Raw genomic sequence first — 26,910 nt, 5'->3', positions numbered from 1 at the left:
GGGATTTGTCATTGCAGGATAATAGAAGGATGTTATGTACAATAAATAGGTATTATTATTTTGAATAGTAAAATTAGCCTTTGGGCATGTTATCTTTTGGTCTTCGGATTAGCCGTATCTTTCAATGCATGGAATGCTCCAGTTAACTTCGAGCAAGCCAAAGTTGAATCAAGAAAAAATGTCTATGGTGATCAAACGAAATCAGGTTCAGGTACATTGTATTGTGGTTGTGATTGGCAATGGGTTGGTAAAAGCGGCGGGCGTGTTAATTTGGCTTCTTGTGGCTACCATGTAAGGTCACAGCAAACAAGAGCAGAGCGCATTGAATGGGAACATATAGTTCCGGCATGGGTATTCGGTCATCAACGTCAATGTTGGCAAAACGGCGGACGGAAAAACTGTGTTGATACAGATCCGGGGTTCCGCGTGATTGAATCGGATATGCATAATTTAGCGCCATCCATTGGTGAAGTTAATAGTGATCGCAGTAATTTTGGTTATGGAATGGTTGCCAGAAATATACCTAATATGTATGGGGCATGTAGCAGTAAGGTGGATTTTAAATCACGCTTGTTTGAGCCCCGCGACAGAGTGAAAGGTATGGTAGCCAGAATCAACTTTTATATGCATGATCGTTATAACCTTACAATGTCACGTCGGCAACAACAATTGATGATGGCATGGGATAGTCAGTATCCTGTGGATGCCTGGGAGCGTAAGAGGGATAACCGAATTGCCCGGTCTATGGGGCACCATAACCCATTTGTGACTGGCAGTAAGAAGTGGGAAGTGAGACACAAAAATTCAGTTCAGGGTTTGGTGGCTCAAAAGAGTTTGGTGTCTCAAAAGAGTGCTTCAAAGCTGAATAATCTGCATGCTGAGAACAATTCGACACCAAGTAAAAAAATTGCATCAAAAACAGTGCACGGTGAGACGATAAAAGGAAATAAGAATAGCCAGATTTATCATTTTGAACACTGCTCTGGTTATAAAATAGTGGCAGATAAGAATGCTGTTTATTTTCGCTCTGAAGCCGAAGCCAGAAAAACAGGATATCATTTGGCAGGTAATTGCAAGAAGTAATGAGAAGGGAGAATGCTTGGCTTTTTGTGATTATTATTCACTATATTATCAATGAAAAGTTAAAAAATGTTTCAGTAAAAATTAACACTATTAATTAAAGTGGGACTGAATCTCAATTTCGGTTCCGCTTTTTTTATGTTTTTTAATCTTAATTGAAATATAACTATAACAATTTAAGCAAAGGCCGGGCTTATGACGCGTTATGAACAATTAGCGGGAGTGATCCGCCAACAAATAGAAGACGATATATGGCAAGTTGGTGACAGGTTGCCATCATTGAGAGAGTCGGTTAAATCGTCAGGTCTGAGTCTGATGACGGTGCTGCAAGCTTATCAACTACTGGAAAGTCAGGGGTGGATCGTAGCACGTCCTCAATCAGGGTATTATGTTGCCACTCGCTTAAAACCTTTTGCGGCGGCAAAAGGGGGGAAAGGGCTGAATTTAAGCGAGAGTGTAGAGATTAGTGCTTCAATTTTTGATGTTTTACAGGCATGTAAAGATCCGCAAATTATTCCTTTCGGTTCGGCATTTCCCGATCCTTCTTTATTGTCAGACCCTAAATTGTCAAAAACACTGGCTTCAGTCGCCCGTCGTTTTGTTCCACACAATTCGCTGGCAAATCTTCCGCCCGGTAATGAAAAATTACGGCGGAATATATCCCGTCGCTATGCTTCCCACGGCATCCATATTTCGCCGGATGAAATCGTCATTACTGCGGGTGCTATGGAATCATTAAGTTTCAGCCTGCAATCCGTCACTTCTCCTGGGGATTGGGCGGTGATTGAATCACCGGCTTTTTATGGTGCATTGCAGGCGATAGAACGGTTACGTTTGAAAGCGATCGCCATCAAGACTGATCCGCAGACAGGCATTGATTTGGATACATTGGAAGAGATTGTACAAAAATACCCGATCAAAGCGTGTTGGTTGATGTCGCGCTATCAAAATCCACTGTGCTGCACAATGTCTTCTGAAAATAAACAACGGCTGGTAGAGATTCTGAATCAGAACCAAATTGCTTTGATTGAGGATGATGTATATGGTGAATTGTATTTCGAACAAGAGCCTCCTGCGCCGATAAAATCATGGGATACAACAAATAATTTCATGCATTGCTCATCATTTTCAAAATGCCTTGCGCCGGGGTATCGGGTCGGTTGGGTAGCAGCGGGAAAACATGCGCAGAAAATTCAGCAATTACAGATGATGAGTACGGTGTCTGCCAGTACGCCAACACAGTTGGCAATTGCGGATTATCTGGCTCAGGGGGGATATGACAATCACCTGCGGCGCTTGCGACGCCAATTGGAACAGCGACAAAGTCAGATACTACGGGCAATCCGTGAATATTTCCCTCAATCTGTGAAAGTGAATAGTGCCCGTGGAGGTTATTTCCTTTGGCTGGAATTTGAGCCGCCTTTCAATGCTAATCGGTTACATCAGCTGGCGTTAGCGAAAAATATTAGCATTGCGCCGGGTAGCATGTTTTCTACCAGTTCTCAATTTGATCACGCTTTCCGCTTGAATACTTCGTTTGCATGGAATGAAGAGCAAGCTTTGGCAATGGAAGATTTGGGTAATTTATGTCACATGATTTTAAGGGAATGCGGGTAATCAATCATATGAGAGCAGTTTCCGACTTAAATCTTCTGATCTCAATATGGGTCATTACCCTTTTATTAGTACGTCTTATTTCTAACTATTCACTTTAGGTGGGTTCGCAGCCCAGCTATGGGCTTTGCAGATGAAGGATTGAGTTCTCGCCCAGACGGGCTGAAGAACTTGTCATAATCCTACTTAATGTGTTGTAACCCGTAGAGTTTATCAATTGGACAGTAGGATTTTTTTAAGGAGAATTATCATGCCCAATACCAATAATAGCTACCAATCTCTGCTTGTGTTAGCACGGGAGACTTTTAAAGAGGCGCAGCGGAAACCGGATATCAAGGCGTTGATCCAAGCTATTAAGCGAGGGTTCAAAGAAAGTGATAACAAGTGGACCCCTAATCTGATCAGCAAGCAAAAAATGCTGGAGCAGATGTTGGAGAAAGACGCTTATATGCGCTATAGCAATGACAAGCCAGTTGGTATCAGCGGTCTAAATGAAGACGAACAACAACTCTTTGTCAATTATATCAAAGCACTGGCGGAACGTACCCCGACTGTCGATATTTTGGTACAAGGCAGCGAGAAGACAGCTCTGTTTTCTCAAACTGATACTGTCCTGGGCACTGCCGATGCTTTCCGAGTGCTTCCCAAAGATTTCAAACAACGCCATAGTACTCGATCCCGGACTGGTGCGAGGCTAACTGTCAACGTTGACAAGGCTCATTTCAATTCGCTTGCCAGTGCGTTGACTCAGTTGTTCAATGATGATAATCGCGGTTGGCTGGAACAGGCCAAAATTATGGGACCAAAGAATCTGGGCCGCCGTACCGACCAGGCTGTGATTTATCTTTCCCGTGCAGGGATCGAGCATGCTCATGATATTGGTCGTAAGCTCAATGAATTACTGCCTGCGACAGCCTTTACCAAACATATTCCGACTGGCATGTATCTCGTAGGCAAAGGTATTGCCTATTCTGAAACAGTTGAAGGTGAATCGAGCAGTCATGGTCAATCCCGGGCACAGCTGATCGCGGTGGCAGGTACAGAGTCCTTGCTCACCGGTACTCCGATTGAGAAGACCCTGACGAGAATCTTGCAGAAGCGAGGATATGATGTATCCAACCCAGCATTGCTGGCACAAGCGGTACGGGATCGTGAGCTTAAGGGGAGGCTCGTGCCTATGGGGGATGGAACTGAACCCCGCCAAGGCAGTGCCGATATTCAACAGCTTGCCATCGATCCAATTTCGTTCGCTAAATCCAACACCATCAGTGTAGAAACATTAACCAGGGCGGGGAGACTGCCGGCAGAGGGACGTGCTCAGTTGGTAAAGGTTAAGACAGGTTTATACGAAGTCGAATACACTGACCTAAGCACGAGTGATCTCTCTGAGGATGACGCGAAGACCGTGCCGGCATATTTCCTCGGTTACAACGGTGCAAATCAAGCTAATGCGTTGCCTGCCTATGTGGATATTCCTAAGCAGGCGGTTCCGGGAAGTTTTCTGTTCACCGGGTCATTGTCGGGATGTTCAATTGTGGTGACCAACCTTGATGACAATACTTATCGAGTCTACCATGATGGTCGGGTTAACAGTTCGTTGCTGTATGACAATGTGGTCATGGCAGTGGACTATAAGGATTATCAAGTAGCAGGTACTGCTGAAGGTCTTGCTGCGGCTTACATGCAATACGTCAATGGTGAATGGCAACTGGTGTTCCAGCGTCAGGAGTATCAGCGAGACGGTCATATGCTCTGGCCGAAGCTACGCAGTGGCGAGGAACCCATAGCGGTTCAGGTCGCTAATAGCCAAGTGACTGAGAATAATCAGACCCAATTCACTGATTACCGTGAAAAAATTCACCAAAAACTCAAAAAAGTCGCTACCCAGTTCGGAATACCAGTCGAAGGGGTCTCTGATGGTATATATAAAGGGGAGGAGTTTTCTCCTCATCACCCGGCTATTGCAGCGTGGATTGAGTTGCGTGACGAGGTTCAAGCCAAGATCACGGCAGAGACTCAGCCATTGGTGGACAAACGAAACAAACTGTATAATATCCGAAACAGCACCAGAAAAAGCTCTCAACTTGCCCTGATTGATCAACAGATAAAACAGTTCGATATTACGCTGGAGTTCTACAAGGAGCAATACGATTCAATTTTGTGTGAAGTGTTCTCTGTCGAACAAAGCTGGTTATGGCAGCAGATTAAATCCAAGAACAGTATAGATGCCGTGTTGCAGATTAATGATACAGCTATTCAGGGCGGCGGTCAGGAGCGCAACCTCAGCTTGGGCGAACGTTATGCTATCGCTGAAGCTTATCAGAGAAGGGAAGCGAATACTGAGTTGACTGATGGCTTGCGAAACTTTCAGGATGTCAGCATTCCAGGTTTTAACGACAGGATGTCGGCTCTGGAGATGAAAAGTCTGTTTTTGGGGGGCCAACTAACTCATCAGCAACGAGGCGCTTTAATCAGTCGCATCACTGAAGCGAGTCAAGCTGAATACATTGATCAAGTACTGAAGCAGTCAGCGGTATTCAGCGAAGATTTTCAACGTACCGGAAGTATTTCCAGCCACCTGGTGCCACAAGATTTCTATCTGTCATTGGTCGGAGACGTCTCAGGCGGCCGTTGCTATCCCTTGGTCAGGGCTATGGCGGTGGCGCTCGCCAGCAATGGTGAGGCGGGAATCAACAGTCTGGTGGAAAAACTCTTCTTTGCCGCCGCTTCCCCTCAGGCGGGCAGTTCCACACTGCTAAAAAACAGTCTGGTAAAATTGCACTCCAATGTTGAGGCTGTACAGGCATCAACGGTACGAGGGCAGGTTACATTATCCGAGGCTGTTTCCCTGCTGAGAGAATCGGCTGGCACCTCGACATTTGCTATCAATACCCGGAATCACTCAATGATGGTGGGAGTTATTGTTGGAGCGGAAGGGCGTCGATACTATTTCTATGATCCAAATTTCGGAATTTTTGCGTTTGATAGCACGAAAAATTTCTCCAGTGCCATGGAAAAACACTTAGTGGGACGCAAACTGGCCGTTCATTATGGTTCACTTGGCAGCAAGTTGACCCCCACCTTCAACCTGGTGGAGATCGACCCTGTCAAGATGGCAAAAATACCGGTGGGCAATGGCTTGAATGTGGCTGACTTGACCCGTCCCGATGAACTGGCCACGGTTATAGAACAACGGCAGTGGGTCAAGAAAACAGTCAATGCCCAAGAGAAGATTGCCGGGGATGCTCAGACACGCACTGCCTTGGCTACCCTTGATGCTGAGCAGTGGGGAGCAAGATTTGACAAAGCCATTACAGATCTTGCCCGGGAAAACAAGCTTGACCAGCGTTGGATACCGGTGTTTGACAATATTAAGGAACAGAGTGAAGGCGACTACCGCGTCCAGTTCATCAATCGCGATACCCTTGAGGATAAGTGGATAAGTAGCAAGGATGACACCTTTGTCAAATTTCGCCATTTTATTGATGAGCATATGCACACCCTGAATCAGCACTTCACCCTTGAACGTGGCCAGATACGGCACAATGGTGGTGTCGGCGAAGCAGCGCCGGTTGATGGGCTCAACGCTGGGTTTGCGGTACAGACACTGATCCAGTGGTTTGCCAACAAAAACCGCAACGATGCGGCACATGGGATTTCTTCACCTGACCTGGCCGCTGCACTCAAGATCCACAGTTACCTCAACTACGCTCAAATGGCACACAGTAGCGTAAACGATGTGGTTAAAGTTACCGAGCTGGTGCGTACAGCATTGCGCGGCGAAATGGTGGCTGCCGAAACTTCACTCAAGGAGTTTTCTTCAGCGCTGGCCCATACCGCCAACGAAGGCATAGGCTTGCTTTTTGGTGTAGCCTCTATTGGGTTGGACGTCTATGAACTCGCCCATGCCGAAACTGACACACAGAAAGCGGTATTCGGGACTCAACTGGCGTTTGATTCGGCCAGCTTTGTTACCGGTGCTGCCGGGGCAGGTGCCGGATTGGTCGGTGCCTCAACGGCCGCGGCAGTCCTCGGTGGTGCTGGGGTACTCCTCGGCGGATTGGCCGTGGGCTTTACCGCATTGGCTCAAGCCTTTAGTGCGGTCGCTAATAATGCCAAGAATGTGGGCCTCTATTTTGACATGCTCGACAATGCCTACAAGGGTAATGGCTATAAGTATGACAACGAGAATAAGGTGCTGGTGCCCCTGCCGGGTGCGGTGATCAAAACTCTTGATCTGCGTAATCATCAGATCGACTTCGATAGTCAGTACATCTATCGTACCCATTCTGGCTCTACAGGCTCAGGGAAAATCAATTATTTCTTCTGGATCGGCGATTTTCCAAGGATGGTGCACGATCGCAGCCAGGCAATTGAGGTACGCAGCGGGATCGGTTATGAAAAGGCTTCCCGTGATCTCGAGTACAGTGACAGCAACGTGCTGATTTTGCCGGGCACACCCAAGTCCTTTATTAAATACGAATATATGCAGTTACCGGGCGCAACTACACGCCATGATACCGGTTTCGATGTAATCCGCAGGCTCGAAGAGAGTAAGGGCTTCGACTATGATTTTTACATTTTTCCGGGCGAGGTTACGATCCGCAGGATTCATCAAGAGTATGTCGCAACACCTATTGAAGTCATACTTGACCAGAGCAGCAGGAAACTGATAGTGCCAGAACTACCTAAGGAGCTGCACGGCTACCTGCATTACGAGATCAAAGGCGCAGGTGGCGAGTATCTGATCGGGTTGAACGAAGGCACCAGCGTGAAGCTCATGAGCGACGTTCTCAAACCGGACGGCAGTGGCAATAAACCATCACGCTGGATCATTGATAGCAGCTCACTCGATAACGGCACTATCAACTTCCCAAAAAAACCACCGAAAAGCGGTGTAATGGTAGTGGAAATCGGTGGGGTCGTGGTGGAACTAGACCCATCCCAGAACGGACAGGTGCTGGTGGTCAACAGCAAAAACGAGATGCGCGAAATCAACTTCTCCAAACTGACAGCTGATGTGGTGAAAGAGGATGCGAGCAAGTGGCAAGTATCCGGTCAGCAAATCGAGCAACATTTGAAAGATCTGGCCAAAGCGCACCAGTTGCACGGGCAATATGTGGTGGTGGAGAACTACAACTACAACGGGCGCAATGTTGGTCAAGCCTTTTACGACGTTGCCTGGGAGCGGATGATATTCACCGATACTCCCCTCGAACAGGCTAAACACGCCCAACTGGGTGCAGTGATGGACGACCACGCCTATTTCTACGACGCCGATAACGCGGCGGCGTGGCGGGTAGACATCGCCACCGGGCAGGTTGATGCGCAGTTTATGCCGTGGTTCAACCATAATGCGGGCAAGATCAGTCGACTATGGCAAGAAGGGGATGCTGTTTATCTGGCGCGCAATTATCGGCTGAAAGCGCGAGAAGCTGAGCTGGGTTATCGGATCATTGATAACCGAATGGAATTAGTCAGTGCGGTGGGTGATGATGAGTTGCTCCAGCATTTGGCAAACACCGACCGACAGGGTGATGTGCTTGGGGCGATACTCCAGGGCTACGAGAACAATAGCATCCAGAATGGGACATCAATGTATACCTTGGATGCACGACAGATTCAACCGACTAGTGCGGACCTGATCACGGTGTTTGGTATGGATACGGCTGGTGTGGCGCACCGCTACTGGATACGTACCAACGATGGGACGTTGATCAAGCCGAATCTGGAGCCGCCAGCAGATCATACCTTGTACTCCGAAGCATATAAAGAAACCGGCCCCGCCTGGCAGATGCCGGCCGATCTGGTGTTAGCGGGCAGTATTTCCGACCTCTCTGGTAAAGAAGTGTTCTTCTTCTACAGTAATAAACATAAGGTTCTTTTCCGTCAGGAAGGCCCCGGGCAGACTGTTCTTGACGCCAGCCATCCCACCGCATTGTGCGTCAGTACTCCACCATTGGCCAACGTGGTCAACCTGAATGGTAGCTTGCTTGCCATCACTAAGGATGGGCGTGTGGCTCAACTCAATGCTCTGGGACAGCTTAACTATGAAGCAGTTAATGAGCATTGGCTCAAGGGACGTGCTCACTGGTGGCAGGATCTGGCCAGCGTTACTGGCAGCGGGGCTACCTTGGCAGTGTTTGGAGTTAAAGGCTCTGATGGCAATAGCCAACTGCCGGTATGGTATCACAACGGACAGGTGGTAGTGGCTTCAGCGGCATTACAGGGTAAGTCATTACAGTTTCTGGGGTTCGAAACGGGCGGCACTTCCGCACGGCTCTTTGAGCCTGAAAGCGGTAAATTATATCTCCAGCCCGCGATTCCTGCGAATGCGTTGGTTGCCACCTTTGGCTCCGACCATGTGCTTGACACCTCGGCACAACTTCCTGTTGCCAGTGAATTGACCCCTGAGTTGTCTCTCAAAGAAGTACAGCTGGTTGATGTTGGCATGCGCCTGATCACAACCAAGGGCGAGATTTTGTTGCGGTCCAATAATGGCAAGTTACAGTTAGTGGGTGTTGACAAAGAATGGCAGCAGAACAACGTGACCGGCCGGCAACAGGCACTCACTAAACTTGCCGATCAGTGGCATGTCGAAGGGGTGCTGACCTTGCAGAGTAGCAGTATACCAAGTTGGTTTGATGTTGACAGCGGTCAGATATTTGCAGGCAATGGAATTCCAGCCTCGGACCATCTTAGTTTTGTCGGAATCAATGCAAAAAATAAGGTGGCGTATGTGTATGACCAGGCAACTCAGCAACTGTACCAGCTCAATAATGACAGAGGTGAGATACTCAATAAAATTAATGGGGTGAAGCGAATTAATTCATCTTTGTTGCTTCAGGGAGGAGAGGACAATGACATTCTTACGCCACCAATCCTTGACGGTGTTGATAGTCTGGTACTGTATGGTGGAGCCAATAACGACACTTATCAACTCAGTAAGGAGATGTGGGACCACTATCGTACGGTGATTATCGATAATAACGATCAGAATTGGGCTTTGGATCGTCTGATCTTACCGATAACCAATCCGGAGAGCATTCTGGTGAGCCGGCACGATAATGATCTGATGTTGACCGACTCTGGCAACGGAACGGCATTAGTGGTGCGTCAGGTATTTGGTAGTCAGGCCAAAGTCCATAATCATCTGAATATCAATCTGGGGAAGGGTTCTCCGATGCTTGACGTGGAGAGCCTAGTCGAGAGCATTAGCAAACAGGGGGACACTAATAGCGTACTGATGGATTTATCCTGGGCCAGCAGGCAACCAGCCATTGAGGCTCATACAGTCACTACTGTCTCAGAGACGGAAGGCCTTAACCCGGCAAATCTGATTGAAGCAATGGCTTCATTTCGTGATTCTGGTAGTGTTCAGGGGAACCCGCTGCAAAGTCTTCAATCTGCCAAGGTTGAACAGCCGCTTTTGTTACCTGATTCCAGATTTGTCATAAGCTAAGTATAGGAAACGACAGGAGAGGCTAAATGCCTCTCGAATTTGATTTAAGGGTTAATTTATCCAAATCTTTGGAAGGATAAAGTATTCAATTTAGTTGGTAAAAAAAACACAATAAATGCGAACAGATAATAATAAATAATAGTGGGAGTTTTGATTACATGCTTGGACAGTAACGCAGTAAAAACTCCCGCTATTATAATTTAATAAACTAAACCATTAATCATAATTTAGTTTAAAACTCTTTACTTTAAGAATCCAGTTTAAATTATAAATCAATAATCATAAATAAGCATTAAACACAAACAGTTCACCAATGATTGTTACATTAAGACTATTAAAAGCGATTTTCATGGTTACGTGCCTGATATGCAGATTTATTTTATACAATCATTGATGAAACAGAATTTATATTTTAAATACACTGGATGTTGATTATATACAGGCTTTTTTGAGGAAACCTAAGAAACCCTTATCTGATAGCAAATCGCAGCCCCCTAAGCAGATTTGTTTGGCTGAGGGACCAAAGATATTACAAGCAAAAGCTGAGGCATTAGCAGTAACAGTTGTTCCGATAATAAAGGTTAATATACAAGCAACTAATTTTTTGTTCATAATTTCATACCTTCTTTATGTGTGTAAATAAAAGTACTTGTCGTTTTCCAGCCTTGTTGGCTGCATTCATGAAATTCACTCTGTGATGTTAACAGTGATAGATTCATGACAATATAAAAGCAACTGATTTTCTATTCATGTTTCAATATTTCATTTATTCATAATGGATAAATATATCGACGTTTACAACATGTTCAATATCAGAATTGAACGTGATTATTCTTGCAAGTGTTCTATATTTTGGCTATCTATTTGTCCAATGCATTTATGATTTGTTTATAAAATAACAATGATGTATCTCTGAGGTTTTTATATAAAAAAGCTACTGAAAGTTAAAATCCACGTTGAATTACGTGGATTTTAATGAATTTTCTGCTAATTATAAGGCATCGTTAGATGCCTGAGACATATACCCGTCGTCTTTCAAGTTGCAGCTTTGTTGGCTGCGCTCACTCACCCCAGTTACATAGTTAGCTATGCTCTTGGGGATTCATTCCCTTGCCGTCGCGCTGCATCTTGAAATCCATTGGGTATAAAAGTCAGACGTTAAATAAGAAGTTCATCACATCGCCATCTTTGACGATATAATCTTTCCCTTCTGCACGCATTTTACCTGCTTCTTTCGCACCTTGTTCACCTTTGTAAGTGATGAAATCTTCAAACGCGATGGTTTGGGCACGGATAAAGCCTTTTTCAAAGTCAGTATGAATTTTACCCGCTGCTTGCGGAGCCGTAGCGCCTACAGGGATTGTCCAGGCACGCACTTCTTTTACACCGGCGGTGAAGTAAGTTTGCAGGTTCAGCAGCTCATAGCCCGCACGAATAACACGATTCAACCCCGGTTCTTCCAGACCCAGTTCAGCCATGAATTCTTCGCGGTCGGCATCTTCCAGTTCTGCAATATCGGCTTCAATCGCAGCGCAAACAGGAACAACGACAGAACCTTCTTTTTCTGCGATGGCACGAACAGTGTCAAGGTATGGGTTATTCTCGAAACCACCTTCATTGACGTTAGCAATGTACATGGTTGGTTTCAGCGTCAGGAAACTCAGGTAGCGAATAACTGCTTTTTCTTCTGCACTCAGGTTTAAAGCACGCAGCATACCCGCTTGTTCGAGGTGGGGAAGGCATTTTTCTAAAGCTTCCAGTTCTGCTTTAGCATCTTTATCACCACCTTTGGCTTTTTTCTGTACACGCTGAATAGCGCGTTCGCAGGTATCCAGATCCGACAGAGCCAGCTCAGTATTGATAATGTCAATATCAGCAGCAGGGTCAACCTGACCTGAAACATGGATGATGTTGTCGTTTTCAAAGCAACGCACAACATGGCCGATTGCTTCTGTTTCACGGATGTTGGTCAGGAATTGGTTACCCAAGCCTTCACCTTTTGAAGCGCCTTTTACCAGACCAGCAATATCCACAAACTCCATTGTAGTCGGCAGTATACGTTGTGGCTTGACGATTTCAGCCAATTGGTCAAGACGTGAGTCTGGCATCGGCACAACACCAGTGTTTGGCTCGATAGTGCAGAACGGGAAGTTTGCTGCTTCGATACCTGCTTTGGTCAGCGCATTGAATAATGTAGATTTCCCAACGTTAGGCAGGCCAACGATACCGCATTTGAATCCCATATATTTATCACCTTAAATCACTTATAAACCAACGAGCAATAGGCTTGTTGGTGAGTTACACAAAATTGGCGCTATTATACATGCAATAACTCGCTGCGCCACGTACTCCCAGTCAGGCGCTGGCTTTAAATGCGTGTAAACGATTAATTGCCTTGCTCATGCCATCTTTAACCAGAATATCAGTGCAGCGCAATGCTTCATCAATGGCATCGTCAATCAGATTTTGCTCACTGGCAGGTGGCTTGCCGAGTACGAATCCCACAACTTTATTTTTATCACCCGGATGGCCAATACCAATGCGCAGGCGATGAAAGTTAGGGTTATTGCTGAATTTGTTCTGAATGTCTTTCAGGCCGTTATGACCGCCATTGCTGCCGCCTAACTTCATTTTTGCCACACCAGGCGGTAGATCCAATTCATCGTGTGCTACCAGAATCTCGTCCGGTTGGATGCGATAGAACCCGGCAAGGGCAAGGACAGATTTACCACTGAGATTCATGAAAGTGGCTGGTATCAGCAGGCGGATGTCTTGCCCATTTATATTGATACGGGCGGTATAGCCAAAAAATTTACTTTCTTCTTTTAGAGATTGGTTATAGCGTTGTGCTAATGAATCAACAAACCATGCCCCGGCGTTATGTCTGGTCTGTACATATTCAGCTCCAGGGTTTGCCAAGCCAACGATTAATTTTATGTTACTCACAGTTTTGGTTCGCTTATTGGCAATAAAACAAAAAAGGGCCTTAGTTTACCTATCTCAAGGCCTGAGTACAAAACTCATTATGTGTTTTATTTTTTTAGAGGCAGAAAACAAAGGCATAATTTGAAGGATATATACCCAATGGATTTCAAGTTGCATCGCGACGGCAAGAGAGCAAATCCCCGGGAGCATAGATAACTATGTGACCAGGGTGAGCGAGCGCCGCCAACAAAGAGGCAGTTTGAAAGACGAAGTGTATACTCATCATGCTACCGTTACTTGGATAAATACAAACTATTAATAAATATTATTCCGACATAATGTAAAAAATTAGGTTAAAGTTTGTACGGATTGTGATCGTCACCTCAATAACCTTTGAAAAATTAAGTCTATAATTAATACAAAGAAAGCTATCTACTTTCGTGCTTTTTAGTTCGTTGGGTTTGCAAATTGCGTTCGCAAAAAGTATTGGAGGTTGTTTATGAAACGTAAAAAGGCTTTTATCTTTGGTAACATTCTCATGGGGTTGGGAATGGCTGCAATGTTTATTAGTTTGGCCTATGTATTGCTCGGTCATGTCTTTAATTTGGAGTTGTCTGAAATATTGACGGGCGTTGCATTAATGGGGCTGTTTGTGGGGGCATTAATTTGGTTGGCAGGAGCCAGTATTGGTGGACGGGAACAAGTGGCTGATAAGTATTGGTGGTTAAAAAATTACGATGAACGTTATCGTCGCAAAAAACATAGACTCCCATGATTAATATATTATACCTGTCGTCTTTCAAGTTGCAGCTTTGTTGGCTGCGCTCACTCACCCCAGTTACATAGTTAGCTATGCTCCAGGGGATTCGTTCCTCGCCGTCGCGCTGCATCTTGAAATCCAATGGGTATAAAAAGCAACTAATTTAATTAAGGTGATAAAAAAATTACCGCCTTAATTGCTTTTCTTTTTGTACATTTTCTAATTTTTATCTTGAATTGATCTTATCAAAATTTGACATTCAAACCGAAATTAAAATTATAGTTACGCGCGAAATCGTTAGGCTATATATATGAGGACTCAACGTGGTGTTAATGTGCTCATTTGAATATTGAGTAGAGAAGAGACAAAAAAATGCAAGGCATTAATAGTCATGCCTTACATTTCGATTAATAGTTCTATTTCTGTTTTTAGGTAGTATATTTATACAGAATTAAAAGCTGGCGTTGATCCCTAAACTGAAATTGTAGTTAGGATCTTGAGCATTGCCGTCATTACGGGTCACGGATGCAAAGCCTCGCACGTTATTGATCAGGTTTGCGTTCACACCAACAGTATACTGGCGCCAATTGGTGTTCTGTTTTCCACTTTCCTGCACAAAAGAGGTTCTGGAGCTATTAATCGCGCCGCTCAATTTATAGTGTGTGTCATCAAATTGATGGTTAAACTGGACAGAGGCGTAAGGATTGAAGCGACCCAGTTTAGTGTCTACCCGCCATCCCAGAGTTCCAACCTTGGAGCTGTAATTTTGATTACCAAAGTGCATGGAGGAGCTGTTATTACCGGATTCACGGTAACCATCGACATCACCTTTATCCCAGGCATATTGAACGATTGGGCTGGTGGTCAGGTAATTCGTGACAGGGATATCCCAACCTGCGGTAATACGCGCTCCCCGTTGTTTACCTGTGGTAGAGCCGGTTTCTCTGCGAGTGTATTCACCAAGCTGAATGCTACGGGTCAGACTGTCATAATTGGTGTGTGAATAGTGAACATCGCCACTCAGCCAGCCGTTGTTGTAATAATTCCACAGCGCATACGCTGTAAACACATGACCGCGTCCTTCATAAGAGAAGTTAGCCACTGGAGTACGTTCGTCTTTATAGTTAGAGTACATTGCACCCAACAACAAATTATCTATCAATTGATAATCCCCTCCCAATGTGAAGGTTTTATTCTGGCTGCCAGTGTAGCCACCGAAAACACCAAATTTACCTTGTCCATTGCCGCCATTGCGCAGTTGCTGCAAGTGACCATCAAGGGAGGAGAGAGCACTTTTCACGGGTGCGCGGTTGACTTGGTTCAGTGCCATTACCTGTAATGGGGCATTATAGATAGAGTCAATGTATTGGCCGATAATTTTATGCTCCAATGGGGTTGGGTGAAAATTATCGGAGAATAAGAATTCTTTGTCTCCGGTGAATCCAGGTTTTTTGTCGGTGCATTCAGCTGCGCTCATACCATATGGGCAGGCATAACCCAGTGTATTATCAATACCATATCTGGTTGAGTCTTCCATAGCTTCTTTTAGCAGACCATTAATATCAGCACGCAAGATATTGCCACCACTTTCGCTGATTTTTTTATCGACTAAGTCGTTATAGAGATCGGTGAGGTTTGAAGCACTTTGACTTTCTTTTTCATAGCTCTCTGTAAGCTCTTTTTCAATTTCTTTAGCTGATACTCCAGGGAGCAATGCTTCAGCTTTCATGGCTAAGTCATGAAAAACTTTTTTGAGAGCAAAATCGCGAGCTTGAGTGTTAGAAATTTCATTCTTGTTTAGTCCTTGGTGGACTTGTTTTAAAATATTATCGATTGTAGATTTAGGGACTTTTTTACCTTCCAATCCTGTTTTGAGTAGTGTTTCTAGCAACCTGGGAGTCGTGCTCACGTCAGGAACAGTCGGTGCAATAATTAATCCTGCACCTGCTTTGACAAGTGAGTTTATTTGATCAGAAGCTGCGGTAGCGCTGTCTTGAGCAATACCATAGGCAACTTCTTTACCTTTTTCTGGATTTTTAGTTTCTGCTGTTTTTTTTGCGCCAGCCATTAAAGCTGTGGCAAGGTCGTTACCGCCGACCCAATGAATATACACGCCATTAGAATTTGCACGGTTGTTACGGGAACTCAGATAATCATTTACCTGCTTTTGTGTACTAAAGCCAAATTGACTATATTGCGCTAATGCAGCTGCACCACCTTCAGCATAATTAGTGCCACCCTTACCAGAAGGTGTTAAATCGCTGCGAGTCATGCGTTGCGCAAGGTATTCGTTATATAACTGGCTTGTCGCGCCATCTGTGGTAAATCTTCCTTTATTCCCGCCATCACTCAAACTATCTCCAAAGACATAAACTTTGTCATAGGCGTTAGCGGTAGAAATGGCATTGATCGACAGAGCTAATAGTGCAGGTGTGAATAAAAATGCTTTTTTCATTGGCAATCTCCTTAAAAATAATTTTTCTTAATTTTGATCAGCATATTGCTTTTGCATAAACAGCATCCGGCGGTGCCTCCATTGATAAAATGGGGTGGTGCTGATGTATTGAATATTCGAAATAAATTTATATCAGACTGCTAACTTATTAATAATTACTGCTGTCGATTAAGTATGGTTTCCTGTCGGCGTTCTTCCATACTGATTTGAATTTTTTATATACAATGTGATGTTAGTATGTTCATTTTTAAAAGTTCCCCTTGAAATAATCTGATAAGATACGGCCCTGGCTAAATTTAGGCCAGAAAAAGCCCGCCTTAAATTTAGGTAGCGATAGCTTATTTATTAGTAAAGTTTATTTTTTCAGGTTGGAAATAATACTTATTTATCCATACTGCACTATGCTGCACTATGACATAAGAAAATAAAAACCTACCGTCATTAATTGCACCACAGGTTAGCAGCAACCTTTCAATGATGCCAGTACTGACACCAGTATTGTCAGAGAATTGTGATACTGGACGGACCAAATGAAATATTATTCTTATAGAATATGAATTTTTATTTGTTTATAAATAAAGCAGAGTATCTGAGTGGAAATAATTCACATAAACTGATTTAACAAATTGATATTAATAATTATTTTATACACTTCGTCTTTCAAACTGCCTCTTTGTTGGCTGCGCTCGCTCACCCCGTTCACATAGTTATCTATGCTCCCGGGGATTTGCTCTCTTGCCGTCGCGATGCAACTTGAAATCCATTGTGTATATAAGAAAAATATTAAAAAATGTTATTTATTTTTTACGAAATTATTAATGGTGTTTGTTAAATAAACTGAAAAACCCCGCTGTGCGGATGTATCAACGGGGTTTTTCAGACAATGATTTATTTAATCACTTGAATAAGTTTGTGCTTAATATTTGCACTAAGACTCTCAAGCATTAGTGTTCAAACATGGCAGAGATTGACTCTTCATTGCTGATACGGCGAATAGCTTCAGCAAGCATGCCAGATAGTGTCAGAGTACGAACTTTGTTCAGCGCCTTGATTTCGTCAGACAGAGGAATTGTGTCACAGACGATAAATTCATCGATCACTGAATTCTTGATGTTTTCTACTGCGTTACCAGAGAAAATAGGGTGAGTTGCATAAGCAAACACTCGCTTAGCCCCACGCTCTTTTAATGCTTCAGCGGCTTTGCACAGAGTACCACCAGTGTCGATCATGTCATCAACCAGAACGCAATCACGGCCAGCAACGTCACCAATGATATGCATAACCTGAGAAACGTTTGCGCGTGGGCGACGTTTATCGATGATAGCCATATCTGTATCGTTCAGCAGCTTAGCAATCGCACGGGCACGAACAACACCACCAATGTCTGGGGAGACAACAATCGGGTTTTCCAGACCTTTCTGGAACATATCTTCCAGAAGGATTGGGCTACCAAATACATTATCAACCGGAACATCAAAGAAGCCTTGGATCTGTTCAGCGTGCAGATCTACCGTGAGAACACGATCCACACCAACGCTGGACAAAAAATCAGCAACAACTTTGGCTGTGATAGGTACACGTGCTGAACGGACACGGCGATCCTGACGGGCATAACCGAAGTATGGAATAACAGCAGTAATACGGCCTGCGGAAGCACGACGTAGAGCATCAACCATGACGACTAATTCCATCAGGTTGTCGTTGGTCGGTGCACAGGTGGACTGGATAATGAAAACATCGCCACCACGTACATTTTCATTGATTTGGACACTGACTTCACCGTCGCTAAAACGACCAACGGCAGCGTCTCCCAGGCTAGTGTACAGGCGGTTGGCAACACGTTGTGCTAGTTCAGGTGTAGCATTACCAGCAAAAAGCTTCATATCGGGCACGGGATAAACCTCAGGCTTGCGTCCAGAGAGATATTGTTGACCAATCGAACAAACATTGTTCATTGGTTCAATAACACGGGTATCCCAGAGCGGAATTTATGCAATGGAGAAATGTTAACACCACGCGCAACAAAGCCCTGCATCCACTCTGGGGCTTGATTTAACACCTTACGGGCCGATGCTTCTGATTCGAACTCGCCGAAAACACATGCACCAGTTCCGGTCAGGCGTGACGGGGAGTATTGTAACAGCCATAAAAGAAGCTGTTCAACCTCACGAAAACGTTTTCTTGCGATTGGTTCACAATCATTTTTGAATGGTATCTGTAATAATGCGGGTAAAGAACGAATCGGCGAATTTCTTTTTAATTCAGGATCTGTGAAGATCGTCGGGGTTGATATCTCAATTCCGGGGTGGGCAACTAAAAACCATTTTTCTTCTGGTGAAGCTGGCTGGAGTTTTTCGCCTATTCCTTCAGCAAACGCAGCATGTCCTCTGACAAATACAGGAACATCTGCGCCAAGGCTGATACCAATCTGTGCCAGTTCATCATCGGACAGATTAGCTTTCCAGTGATAATTCAGGGCAATCAATACAGTCGCGGCATTGGAAGAACCTCCGCCTAAACCTCCACCCATAGGCAAACATTTATCAATGTGAATATCTGCGCCTAAGTGTTTGGTTTCAAATTGAGATGTCTTTCTGCTATCTTGCGATAAATGCTTTTGTAATAAATGTTTTTGTAATAAATATTCTTGTAATAACCGGGCTGCACGCACGATTAAATTATCATCATGATCTACACCAGCAACGGGGGTCAACAGTTGGATCTGGCTATCCATACGGGGTGTTATAGTGATTTCATCACCATAATCCAGAAATTGGAACAGTGTTTGCAGTTCGTGGTAGCCATCGGGACACCGTCCTGTGATATATAAAAATAAATTCAATTTTGCCGGAGAGGGCCAGGTTAAGGTCATTATTGAATCGTCCAGTTATCCATTTTTAATTTGATGCGGTTTTTTCCTTGAGTGAGTTCAAGCCGATTGGGTAAAGCCGGGATTGTTGATGTATCGTATCCTTGATAATTCACGCGCCAAACTTCACCACTTTTTCGGTCACTCACGGATTTCAGCAGATAATTTGCATCCAGTTGAAAATTATTGGCATCGCCGGGTAAGCCAATAATCCAACTCTTCAGATTATCTAGCGGAATATTCATATCTGTAAGTTGATAAATTAAGGTCTCAGGATCATTACTGAGATATTTTTTACCGTCGCTGTCCGTGAGTTGAATCATATTTGGCTCGACGAACAATTCTAATTCTGTTGTACCCAACGGATTTAACAGTAGCAATTTATAATTATCAGACGAATATTGTTGCCAGAAAAAACGGGCATACACTTTTTTATCATTGGCCAGATAAGCAAATGAACCACGGGTCTGGTAATGCTCCAGTTTTTGCAATTGCTGTTCACGGGCATGCCATTGTGGGGTATCCTCTGAGCCAGTACCCGCAGGGGGCTGAGTGACTGTACAGGCAGTCAGTAAAACACCCGAAAGAGGGAGAAGGCGAAGGAATGAGGATATTTTCATATAATAACCCTTGGCAATAGGATAGTTTGAAACTTGAAATCCATTGGGTATAGGATGTGCCATCCAAGTCTATAATCAACACGCTAATTTAGCGAAAATTTGGCAAAAATTCTCGAATAAATTAACGCAGAACCGTTCGATTGACTTTTATTGGACTGATGCATCAAGTAAAATGCTCGGCCAATGAGAGTCCTTATGAAGGGTGTGAGTTTATGAGAATAGTTATTAATATCATCATGAATTTGATCCCTGTGATAACTCAACGCAGTTAAAATGACTTTATTAGCACTCGGTATCAACCATAATACAGCGCCCGTTTCCTTACGTGAGCGGGTGGTCTTTTCCCCTGACACGATAGGGCTTGCGCTTGATGACTTGCTCCAGCAGCCGCTGGTGCGGGGTGGCGTTGTGCTGTCAACTTGCAACCGCACAGAGCTATATCTCAGTGTTGAACAGCAGGAAAATTTTAAAGAGCAGCTAATTGATTGGCTATGCCGTTATCATCAGATCAATCCTGAAGACCTGAAATCCAGCCTTTACTGGCATCTGGATAATGATGCTGTCAGTCATTTGATGCGTGTTGCGAGTGGCTTGGACTCCCTTGTATTGGGAGAACCGCAGATTTTAGGGCAGGTGAAAAAGGCCTTTGCCGAGTCGCAGAATTATCGATCTCTGTCGGGTGAACTGGAACGCTTGTTCCAAAAATCTTTCTCGGTGGCCAAGCGGGTCAGAACAGAAACAGATATTGGAGCAAATGCTGTCTCCGTAGCTTTTGCAGCCTGTACACTTGCCCGGCAGATTTTCGAATCCCTTTCTCAATTGAGCATCCTGTTGGTGGGCGCAGGGGAAACCATTGAACTGGTAGCGCGTCACCTTAAAGAGCACAAAGTACGCCACATAATGATCGCTAACCGCACAAGAGCGCGCGCTCAGGCACTTGCCAGCGAAGTCAATGCGGAAGTTATCTCTTTGCCGGATATTGATACTCGGCTTGCAGAAGCTGACATTGTAATTAGTTCCACTGCCAGTCCCCTGCCGATTATCGGTAAAGGCATGGTTGAACGGGCACTGAAATTACGCCGCAATCAGCCGATGCTCCTGATTGATATAGCTGTTCCGCGTGATATTGAACCGGATGTTGAAAAATTGAGTGATGTCTATCTGTATAGTGTGGACGATTTACAGGCCATCATTCGACAAAATCTTGCCCAGCGTAAAGCCGCTGCAATTGTGGCTGAAGGTATTGTGCAACAAGAGAGCAGCCATTTCATGGATTGGTTGCGTTCCCAAGAGGCTGTTAATACAATCCGCGAATATCGGGAGCAGTCAGAGAAAATTAGGGCTGAGATGACGGCAAAGGCATTGATGTCCATAAGGCAGGGTGCAGATGCAGAACAGATCATTAACCAATTGACTCACCAATTGACCAATCGTCTGATCCATACACCAACAAAATCACTTCAACAGGCTGCCAGTGATGGCGATTTGGAACGCCTGAATCTATTACGGGACAGCCTTGGGCTGGATCATAACTAATCCTATTCTAATTAAGGTCTGATATTACGAATGAAGCCTTCTATTGTCGCTAAATTGGAAGCATTGCAAGAACGCCATGAAGAAGTATTGGCTCACCTCGGTGATGCTGAAGTTATCGTTGATCAAGAGCGTTTCCGTGCATTATCAAAAGAATATGCTCAACTTACCGATGTGACTCACTGTTTTAAAGTCTGGAAAAGTATTCAGAATGATATTGAAACAGCTGAGATGATGCTTGACGATCCCGAAATGAAGGAAATGGCGCAGGAAGAACTCAAAGACGCAAAAATTCGTAATGAAGAGTTGGAACAACAGTTACAGGTGTTGTTGCTGCCGAAAGATCCGGATGATGAGCGCAACTGTTTTCTTGAGGTTCGTGCAGGAACCGGTGGTGATGAAGCAGCAATATTCGCCGGGGATTTATTCCGCATGTATAGCCGCTACGCTGAATCCCGCCGCTGGAAAGTTGAGATAATGAGCGCCAATGAAGGTGAACATGGTGGATATAAAGAAATCATTGCTAAAGTTTCTGGTGAACACGTTTATGGTCATCTGAAATTCGAATCAGGTGGTCATCGTGTCCAGCGTGTGCCGGAAACAGAATCACAGGGGCGCATTCACACTTCTGCCTGTACAGTGGCAATTCTGCCGGAGATTCCTGAAGCAGAATTACCGGAAATCAGCCCCGGTGATTTGAAAATTGATACATATCGCTCTTCTGGAGCGGGTGGACAGCACGTCAATACCACAGATTCAGCCATTCGAATTACCCATCTTCCAACCGGCATCGTCGTAGAGTGCCAGGATGAGCGTTCTCAGCATAAAAATAAAGCCAAAGCGATGTCTGTGCTTGCTGCGCGTATTCGTGCTGCTGAAGTGCGGAAACGTCAGGAGGCCGAAGCTTCTGAGCGCCGAAATTTGCTTGGCTCTGGTGACCGTTCAGATCGCAACCGGACTTATAACTTCCCACAGGGGCGGGTTACTGATCACCGCATTAACCTGACGTTATATCGCCTTGAAGAAGTGATGGAAGGTAAACTGGATATGCTTATTCAGCCTATCATTACAGAATATCAAGCAGATCAGTTATCTGCATTGTCAGAGCAGGATTGATGAACTATCAATATTGGCTCCAGTATGCGGCCCTGCAATTGACCGAGAGTGACAGCCCTAAGCGCGATGCAGAAATTTTGTTGCAATATGTAACAGGGCGTTCCCGTACTTACTTGATTGCATTCAGTGAAACATTAATCTCACCGGAGGAAGCCCATCGGCTTGATCGCTTATTGGCTCGCCGCATTCAGGGTGAGCCGATTGCTTATATTGTAGGGGAGCGTGAATTTTGGTCACTACCCCTGGCAGTATCACCGGCGACGCTGATCCCACGCCCAGATACAGAATGTCTGGTTGAAAAGGCATTGGAATTATTGCCTGGTTCACCATCGCAGATTCTCGATCTCGGCACAGGAACTGGTGCAATTGCGCTGGCGCTGGCAAGTGAGCGCTGTGATTGCCATGTAACAGGGGTCGATATTAATCCTGATGCGGTGGCATTGGCGAAACGCAACGCTGAAAAACTGTCTTTCCACAATGTGAATTTTTTGCAAAGTGAGTGGTTTACTGAAGTTGGACATCGACAATTTGATATGATTGTCAGCAATCCACCGTATATTGATGAGGCTGACCCTCATCTGCGCGAAGGGGATGTCAGGTTTGAACCGGCCACTGCACTGATCGCTGCACAAAATGGTATGTCAGATTTGCAAACAATTGTGGAACAAGCCCACCATTTCTTGTTAGCAAATGGATGGCTATTATTGGAGCATGGCTGGAAACAGGGAACCGTTGTCAGAAATCTATTTTTGGAGAAAGGTTATCAGCAGATAGCGACTTTTCAGGATTATGGTGGTAACGAACGTATCACGATAGGTCGATGGAATAAAAATGAAACCCATAGTTAATTATGAATTCAATAATGCTCCCCTGATTGACGGTATTATTCTAGTAACACAGGCCATTCGTCCTGATTTCCCCCAAATATTGGTGGCTGAACAGTTAGCTGCTTTGATTGAAGAAGCTCAGCAGAGGCTTTCTTCAATTACTGATATCAAAGCAAAGGTGCAGTCATTGCTGACACTGTTTTATCGTGAATGGAAATTTGGTGGGGCAAGTGGGGTGTATTGTTTGTCTGATACTCTGTGGTTGGATAGTATACTGCGTTCACGCCAAGGCGCGCCTGTGGCACTTGGAACACTTTTTTCACACATTGCTCAGATGCTGGCTTTACCCGTACAGCCGGTAATATTCCCGACCCAGTTGATCTTAAAGATGGATTTGGTTGATGAGCCAACATGGTTTATTAATCCCATGAATGGCGATACGCTCAGCGAACATATACTCGATGTCTGGTTGAAAGGCAATATTGGTCCAACTGTTTGCTTGGAAAATAAAGACTTACAAGAAGCGGATAACATTAGTATCGTACGTAAAGTCACCGATACCATCAAAGTTTCCTTGATGGAAGAGAAAAAGATGGAACTGGCACTTAGGGCGAGCGAAATCGTACTAATGTTTGACCCCGATGATCCGTATGAAATCCGTGACCGAGGGCTGATTTATGCTCAGCTTGATTGCAATCATATTGCTGTTTCGGATTTGAGTTATTTTGTGGAACACTGCCCTGAGGACCCTATCTCAGAAATGATAAAAATGCAGATTCACTCGATTGAGCGGAGATTGATTGTTCTTCATTGAATTTTGTTATGAGGCAACACAGCTATGAAGTTGTGATGAAAAAAGACAAAAGTTCTCTGTGCCTCATTTATTTTATTATGGATATAGCAAATTTATTTGCCCTCAACAAGAAGGTATAAGCATGCAACAGAAAGTGGTTAATATTGGTGACATCAAGGTCGCAAATGATCTGCCTTTTGTACTGTTTGGTGGTATGAATGTCCTTGAATCACGGGATTTGGCCATGCGTATTTGTGAACATTATGTCACCGTAACACAAAAACTGGGCATTCCTTATGTATTCAAAGCCTCTTTTGATAAGGCTAACCGTTCTTCTATTCATTCTTACCGTGGGCCGGGGTTGGAAGGAGGAATGAAAATTTTTCAGGAACTGAAACAGACTTTCGGCGTGAAAATCATCACTGATGTGCATGAACCCGCACAAGCACAACCTGTTGCAGAGGTGGTTGATGTTATTCAGCTTCCTGCGTTCCTTGCTCGTCAGACTGATCTGGTTGAAGCAATGGCGAAAACAGGTGCAGTTATCAACGTTAAAAAACCTCAGTTTGTAAGCCCGGGGCAAATGGGAAATATTGTTGAAAAATTCAAGGAAGGCGGCAACGAACAGGTGATCTTGTGTGATCGGGGCAGCAATTTTGGTTACGACAATCTGGTCGTCGATATGCTGGGCTTTGGTGTGATGAAACAAGCAACCAATGGCTTACCTGTCATTTTCGACGTGACTCACTCATTGCAGTGTCGTGACCCGCTTGGCGCTGCTTCCGGTGGTCGTCGTGCGCAAGTTGCTGAATTGGCCCGTGCCGGTATGGCCGTGGGAATTGCAGGTCTGTTCCTTGAAGCTCACCCTGAGCCAGAAAATGCAAGATGTGATGGCCCATCTGCGTTGCCACTGGCGAAACTGGAGCAATTCCTGATGCAGATGAAAGCAATTGATGATGTGGTGAAAAGTCTCCCAGAGTTGGATACCAGCAAATAATAGCTAAATCCAGTGCCAGTACCTTTATCAGATCGGCTTTTTGATTAACATGCTGATCTGATAAAGGTACTGGCGTGAATTACCCACTTAAACTCAGCCAGGATTACAATCTATTTCGATATCTGCCAACGCTTTAGGTAATGTAGCATAGAAACTTAATTGCCCCTCAATAGGCACGACTTTAGCTCTTGCCAGTGTTTTCAAAGGCTGGAAAGGAATATCACACACAACGATATGTTTCTCTTTTCCTGTCTCTCGGACGAATCCCTGAAAGGCGTGCAGGCCACCAGCGTCCAATACGGGTATAGCATCCCATTGCATGATAATAGTTTTATAGCCCACACTTTTTTCTCTTAACTCCGCAAAAATACGTTCTGCGGCGGCGAAGAACAGAGGGCCATTAATTCGCACAATCAGCAGGTCTTTATCATTGTTTGTTAAAGGAGATACGCTGATCCGAGTCATATTGGCAATCTTGCGCATAAATAGGAGTGAGGCAAGAACAATCCCAATAGTGATTGCGACTACCATATCAAACAGTACCGTTAATGACAGGCATAACAGCATGACGATAATATCATCTCTAGGAGCGCGGCGGATTAAATCTATAACTTTATGGGCTTCACTCATATTCCACGCCACAATCAGCAAAATTGCTGACATAGCCGCCAGCGGCAGGTAAGAGAGCATGGGGGCGAGGATCAGTAGCGTCAATAAAACTAACAGTGAGTGAACAACTGCGGCAATTGGCGATGTGGCACCTGCGCGCACATTGGCAGCTGAACGTGCGATAGCCGCTGTTGCAGTAATCCCCCCAAAGAAGGGAACGACAATATTGCCCATGCCTTGACCAATTAATTCACTGTTGGAATGGTGTTTTTTTCCGGTCATACCGTCCAGAATAACTGCGCACAAGAGTGATTCAATTGCCCCTAGCATTGCCATCGAGAATGCCGCAGGCAGCAATGCTGATACTGTATTCCAACTGATATCGAAGGAGTGGGTATCGGGTAAATTCCACGGCAGAACGAATTGGGGAAGAATAGGAGGAATACCCTGACCTTGTGTGCCATCTTCCAGCATATAGCTGAATGATGAGCCGATCGTTGCCACATCATGACCCAGTAAGTGCATAAGACCCATAATACCCGTACCAGCAATCAGGGCGGGTAAGTGACCGGGTAACTTTAATCCCAACTTTGGCCAGAAAATCAAGACCAGCAAGGTTGTGAAGCCGATGAGGGTATCGCTTAGTTGTAGAGAAGGGAAAGCCTGAAAGAGCGCCATGACTTTATTAATATAATTTTCCGGTACACGTTCCAGAGTCAGGCCAAAGAAATTTTGCACCTGCATGGTGGCAATAGTGATTGCAATACCGGAAGTAAACCCAAGAGTGACAGACAAGGGAATGTATTCAATAAGCCGGCCTAATCGCGCTAACCCCATGATGACCAGAATAATGCCTGACATGAGTGTTGCGATTAGTAATCCACTCAGGCCAAATTGCTGTGAAACTGGGTAAAGGATCACGACAAAAGCAGCGGTTGGTCCGGAAACGCTGTAACGTGAGCCTCCGGTGAGAGCAATAACAATGCCTGCAATAGCTGCGGTATACAGACCATATTGCGGAGCAACACCGCTGCCGATAGCCAGAGCCATTGCCAGTGGGATGGCAATAATGCCCACGGTAATCCCAGCGATGATATCTTTGATAAAACGGGAAAAAGAGTAAGGCTCTTTCCAACATGAATCAATAAACGCACTAAATGGACGTATCCCCTTAATTTTACGAGTATTCATTGAAATAGAAACCAAAAATAAGATGTCGATGACAGTCTGAAAAAAGTGGTATCAGCATA

17 protein-coding genes are annotated in these 26,910 nt (G+C 44.7%); 9 read left to right on the top strand and 8 right to left on the bottom strand.

Annotated features, from left to right (window positions below; genetic code table 11):
* The first annotated feature begins 60 nt into the window (after positions 1-60).
* The 3 genes from BM329_RS01670 to BM329_RS01660 all read left to right on the top strand — a co-directional run bounded on the left by BM329_RS01670 (position 61) and on the right by BM329_RS01660 (position 10,156).
* Complete coding sequence (locus tag BM329_RS01670) at positions 61-1,083, top strand: endonuclease (RefSeq protein WP_092547965.1); 1,023 nt, start codon at positions 61-63, stop codon at positions 1,081-1,083.
* Positions 1,084-1,275: 192 nt separating this feature from the next.
* Positions 1,276-2,697 (top strand): aminotransferase-like domain-containing protein, encoded by a 1,422-nt coding sequence (locus BM329_RS01665; RefSeq protein WP_092547962.1) that lies wholly within the window; start codon positions 1,276-1,278, stop codon positions 2,695-2,697.
* Between the two features lie 247 nt (positions 2,698-2,944).
* On the top strand, positions 2,945-10,156 hold the full coding sequence (locus BM329_RS01660) for a TcdA/TcdB pore-forming domain-containing protein (protein WP_092547958.1): 7,212 nt from the start codon (positions 2,945-2,947) through the stop codon (positions 10,154-10,156).
* A gap of 432 nt (positions 10,157-10,588) precedes the next feature.
* Here the strand turns inward: BM329_RS01660 and BM329_RS14320 are convergent, their stop codons facing one another.
* The 3 genes from BM329_RS14320 to pth all read right to left on the bottom strand — a co-directional run bounded on the left by BM329_RS14320 (position 10,589) and on the right by pth (position 13,102).
* A complete protein-coding gene (locus BM329_RS14320; protein ID WP_143101197.1) occupies positions 10,589-10,768 on the bottom strand; it encodes a hypothetical protein in 180 nt (59 codons plus the stop codon).
* Positions 10,769-11,307: 539 nt separating this feature from the next.
* On the bottom strand, positions 11,308-12,399 hold the full coding sequence (ychF, locus tag BM329_RS01655) for a redox-regulated ATPase YchF (protein ID WP_092547955.1): 1,092 nt from the start codon (positions 12,397-12,399) through the stop codon (positions 11,308-11,310).
* Between the two features lie 112 nt (positions 12,400-12,511).
* On the bottom strand, positions 12,512-13,102 hold the full coding sequence (gene pth / locus BM329_RS01650) for an aminoacyl-tRNA hydrolase (RefSeq protein WP_092547952.1): 591 nt from the start codon (positions 13,100-13,102) through the stop codon (positions 12,512-12,514).
* Between the two features lie 478 nt (positions 13,103-13,580).
* Between pth and ychH the strand changes: the two genes are divergently transcribed.
* Positions 13,581-13,856: a stress-induced protein YchH gene (gene ychH, locus BM329_RS01645; protein ID WP_092547949.1), complete on the top strand. Its 276-nt coding sequence runs from the start codon at positions 13,581-13,583 to the stop codon at positions 13,854-13,856.
* 436 nt (positions 13,857-14,292) lie between these two features.
* Here ychH and BM329_RS01640 read toward each other — a convergent pair whose 3' ends face one another.
* The 4 genes from BM329_RS01640 to lolB form a co-directional block, all read right to left on the bottom strand.
* Complete coding sequence (locus BM329_RS01640) at positions 14,293-16,296, bottom strand: autotransporter outer membrane beta-barrel domain-containing protein (protein ID WP_092547946.1); 2,004 nt, start codon at positions 16,294-16,296, stop codon at positions 14,293-14,295.
* A 944-nt stretch (positions 16,297-17,240) separates the two neighbouring features.
* Positions 17,241-18,188, bottom strand: a complete 948-nt coding sequence (gene prs, locus BM329_RS01635) for a ribose-phosphate diphosphokinase (RefSeq protein ID WP_143101199.1) — start codon at positions 18,186-18,188, stop codon at positions 17,241-17,243.
* A gap of 59 nt (positions 18,189-18,247) precedes the next feature.
* Positions 18,248-19,168: a 4-(cytidine 5'-diphospho)-2-C-methyl-D-erythritol kinase gene (ispE, locus tag BM329_RS01630; RefSeq protein WP_092547940.1), complete on the bottom strand. Its 921-nt coding sequence runs from the start codon at positions 19,166-19,168 to the stop codon at positions 18,248-18,250.
* Positions 19,168-19,785, bottom strand: a complete 618-nt coding sequence (gene lolB, locus BM329_RS01625) for a lipoprotein insertase outer membrane protein LolB (RefSeq protein WP_092547937.1) — start codon at positions 19,783-19,785, stop codon at positions 19,168-19,170. The genes ispE and lolB overlap by 1 nt, the downstream gene beginning before the upstream one ends.
* Positions 19,786-20,058: 273 nt before the next feature.
* Here lolB and hemA point away from each other — a divergent pair, with 273 nt between their 5' ends.
* From hemA to kdsA, 5 genes are all read left to right on the top strand, one after another.
* Positions 20,059-21,321: a glutamyl-tRNA reductase gene (gene hemA / locus BM329_RS01620; RefSeq protein WP_092547934.1), complete on the top strand. Its 1,263-nt coding sequence runs from the start codon at positions 20,059-20,061 to the stop codon at positions 21,319-21,321.
* Positions 21,322-21,351: 30 nt separating this feature from the next.
* Positions 21,352-22,434, top strand: a complete 1,083-nt coding sequence (prfA, locus tag BM329_RS01615; RefSeq protein ID WP_092547931.1) for a peptide chain release factor 1 — start codon at positions 21,352-21,354, stop codon at positions 22,432-22,434.
* Positions 22,434-23,282: a peptide chain release factor N(5)-glutamine methyltransferase gene (gene prmC / locus BM329_RS01610; protein ID WP_092547928.1), complete on the top strand. Its 849-nt coding sequence runs from the start codon at positions 22,434-22,436 to the stop codon at positions 23,280-23,282. Before prfA ends, prmC begins: the two co-directional genes overlap by 1 nt.
* Positions 23,266-24,075 carry an invasion regulator SirB1 gene (sirB1, locus tag BM329_RS01605; RefSeq protein ID WP_092547925.1) on the top strand — a complete coding sequence of 270 codons (810 nt, stop codon included), beginning with the start codon at positions 23,266-23,268 and terminating at the stop codon, positions 24,073-24,075. The genes prmC and sirB1 overlap by 17 nt, the downstream gene beginning before the upstream one ends.
* A gap of 121 nt (positions 24,076-24,196) precedes the next feature.
* Positions 24,197-25,051 carry a 3-deoxy-8-phosphooctulonate synthase gene (gene kdsA, locus BM329_RS01600; RefSeq protein ID WP_092547922.1) on the top strand — a complete coding sequence of 285 codons (855 nt, stop codon included), beginning with the start codon at positions 24,197-24,199 and terminating at the stop codon, positions 25,049-25,051.
* Between the two features lie 93 nt (positions 25,052-25,144).
* On the opposite strand, the gene dauA is transcribed toward kdsA, so the two are convergent.
* Positions 25,145-26,851, bottom strand: coding sequence for a C4-dicarboxylic acid transporter DauA (dauA, locus tag BM329_RS01595; RefSeq protein WP_092547919.1), 1,707 nt, complete (start codon positions 26,849-26,851; stop codon positions 25,145-25,147).
* Positions 26,852-26,910: the final 59 nt, after the last annotated feature.

Origin of the sequence: Xenorhabdus koppenhoeferi (genome assembly GCF_900116635.1) — a bacterium.
Lineage (GTDB): Bacteria > Pseudomonadota > Gammaproteobacteria > Enterobacterales > Enterobacteriaceae > Xenorhabdus > Xenorhabdus koppenhoeferi.
This window is presented reverse-complemented; position numbering and strand designations above follow the sequence as displayed.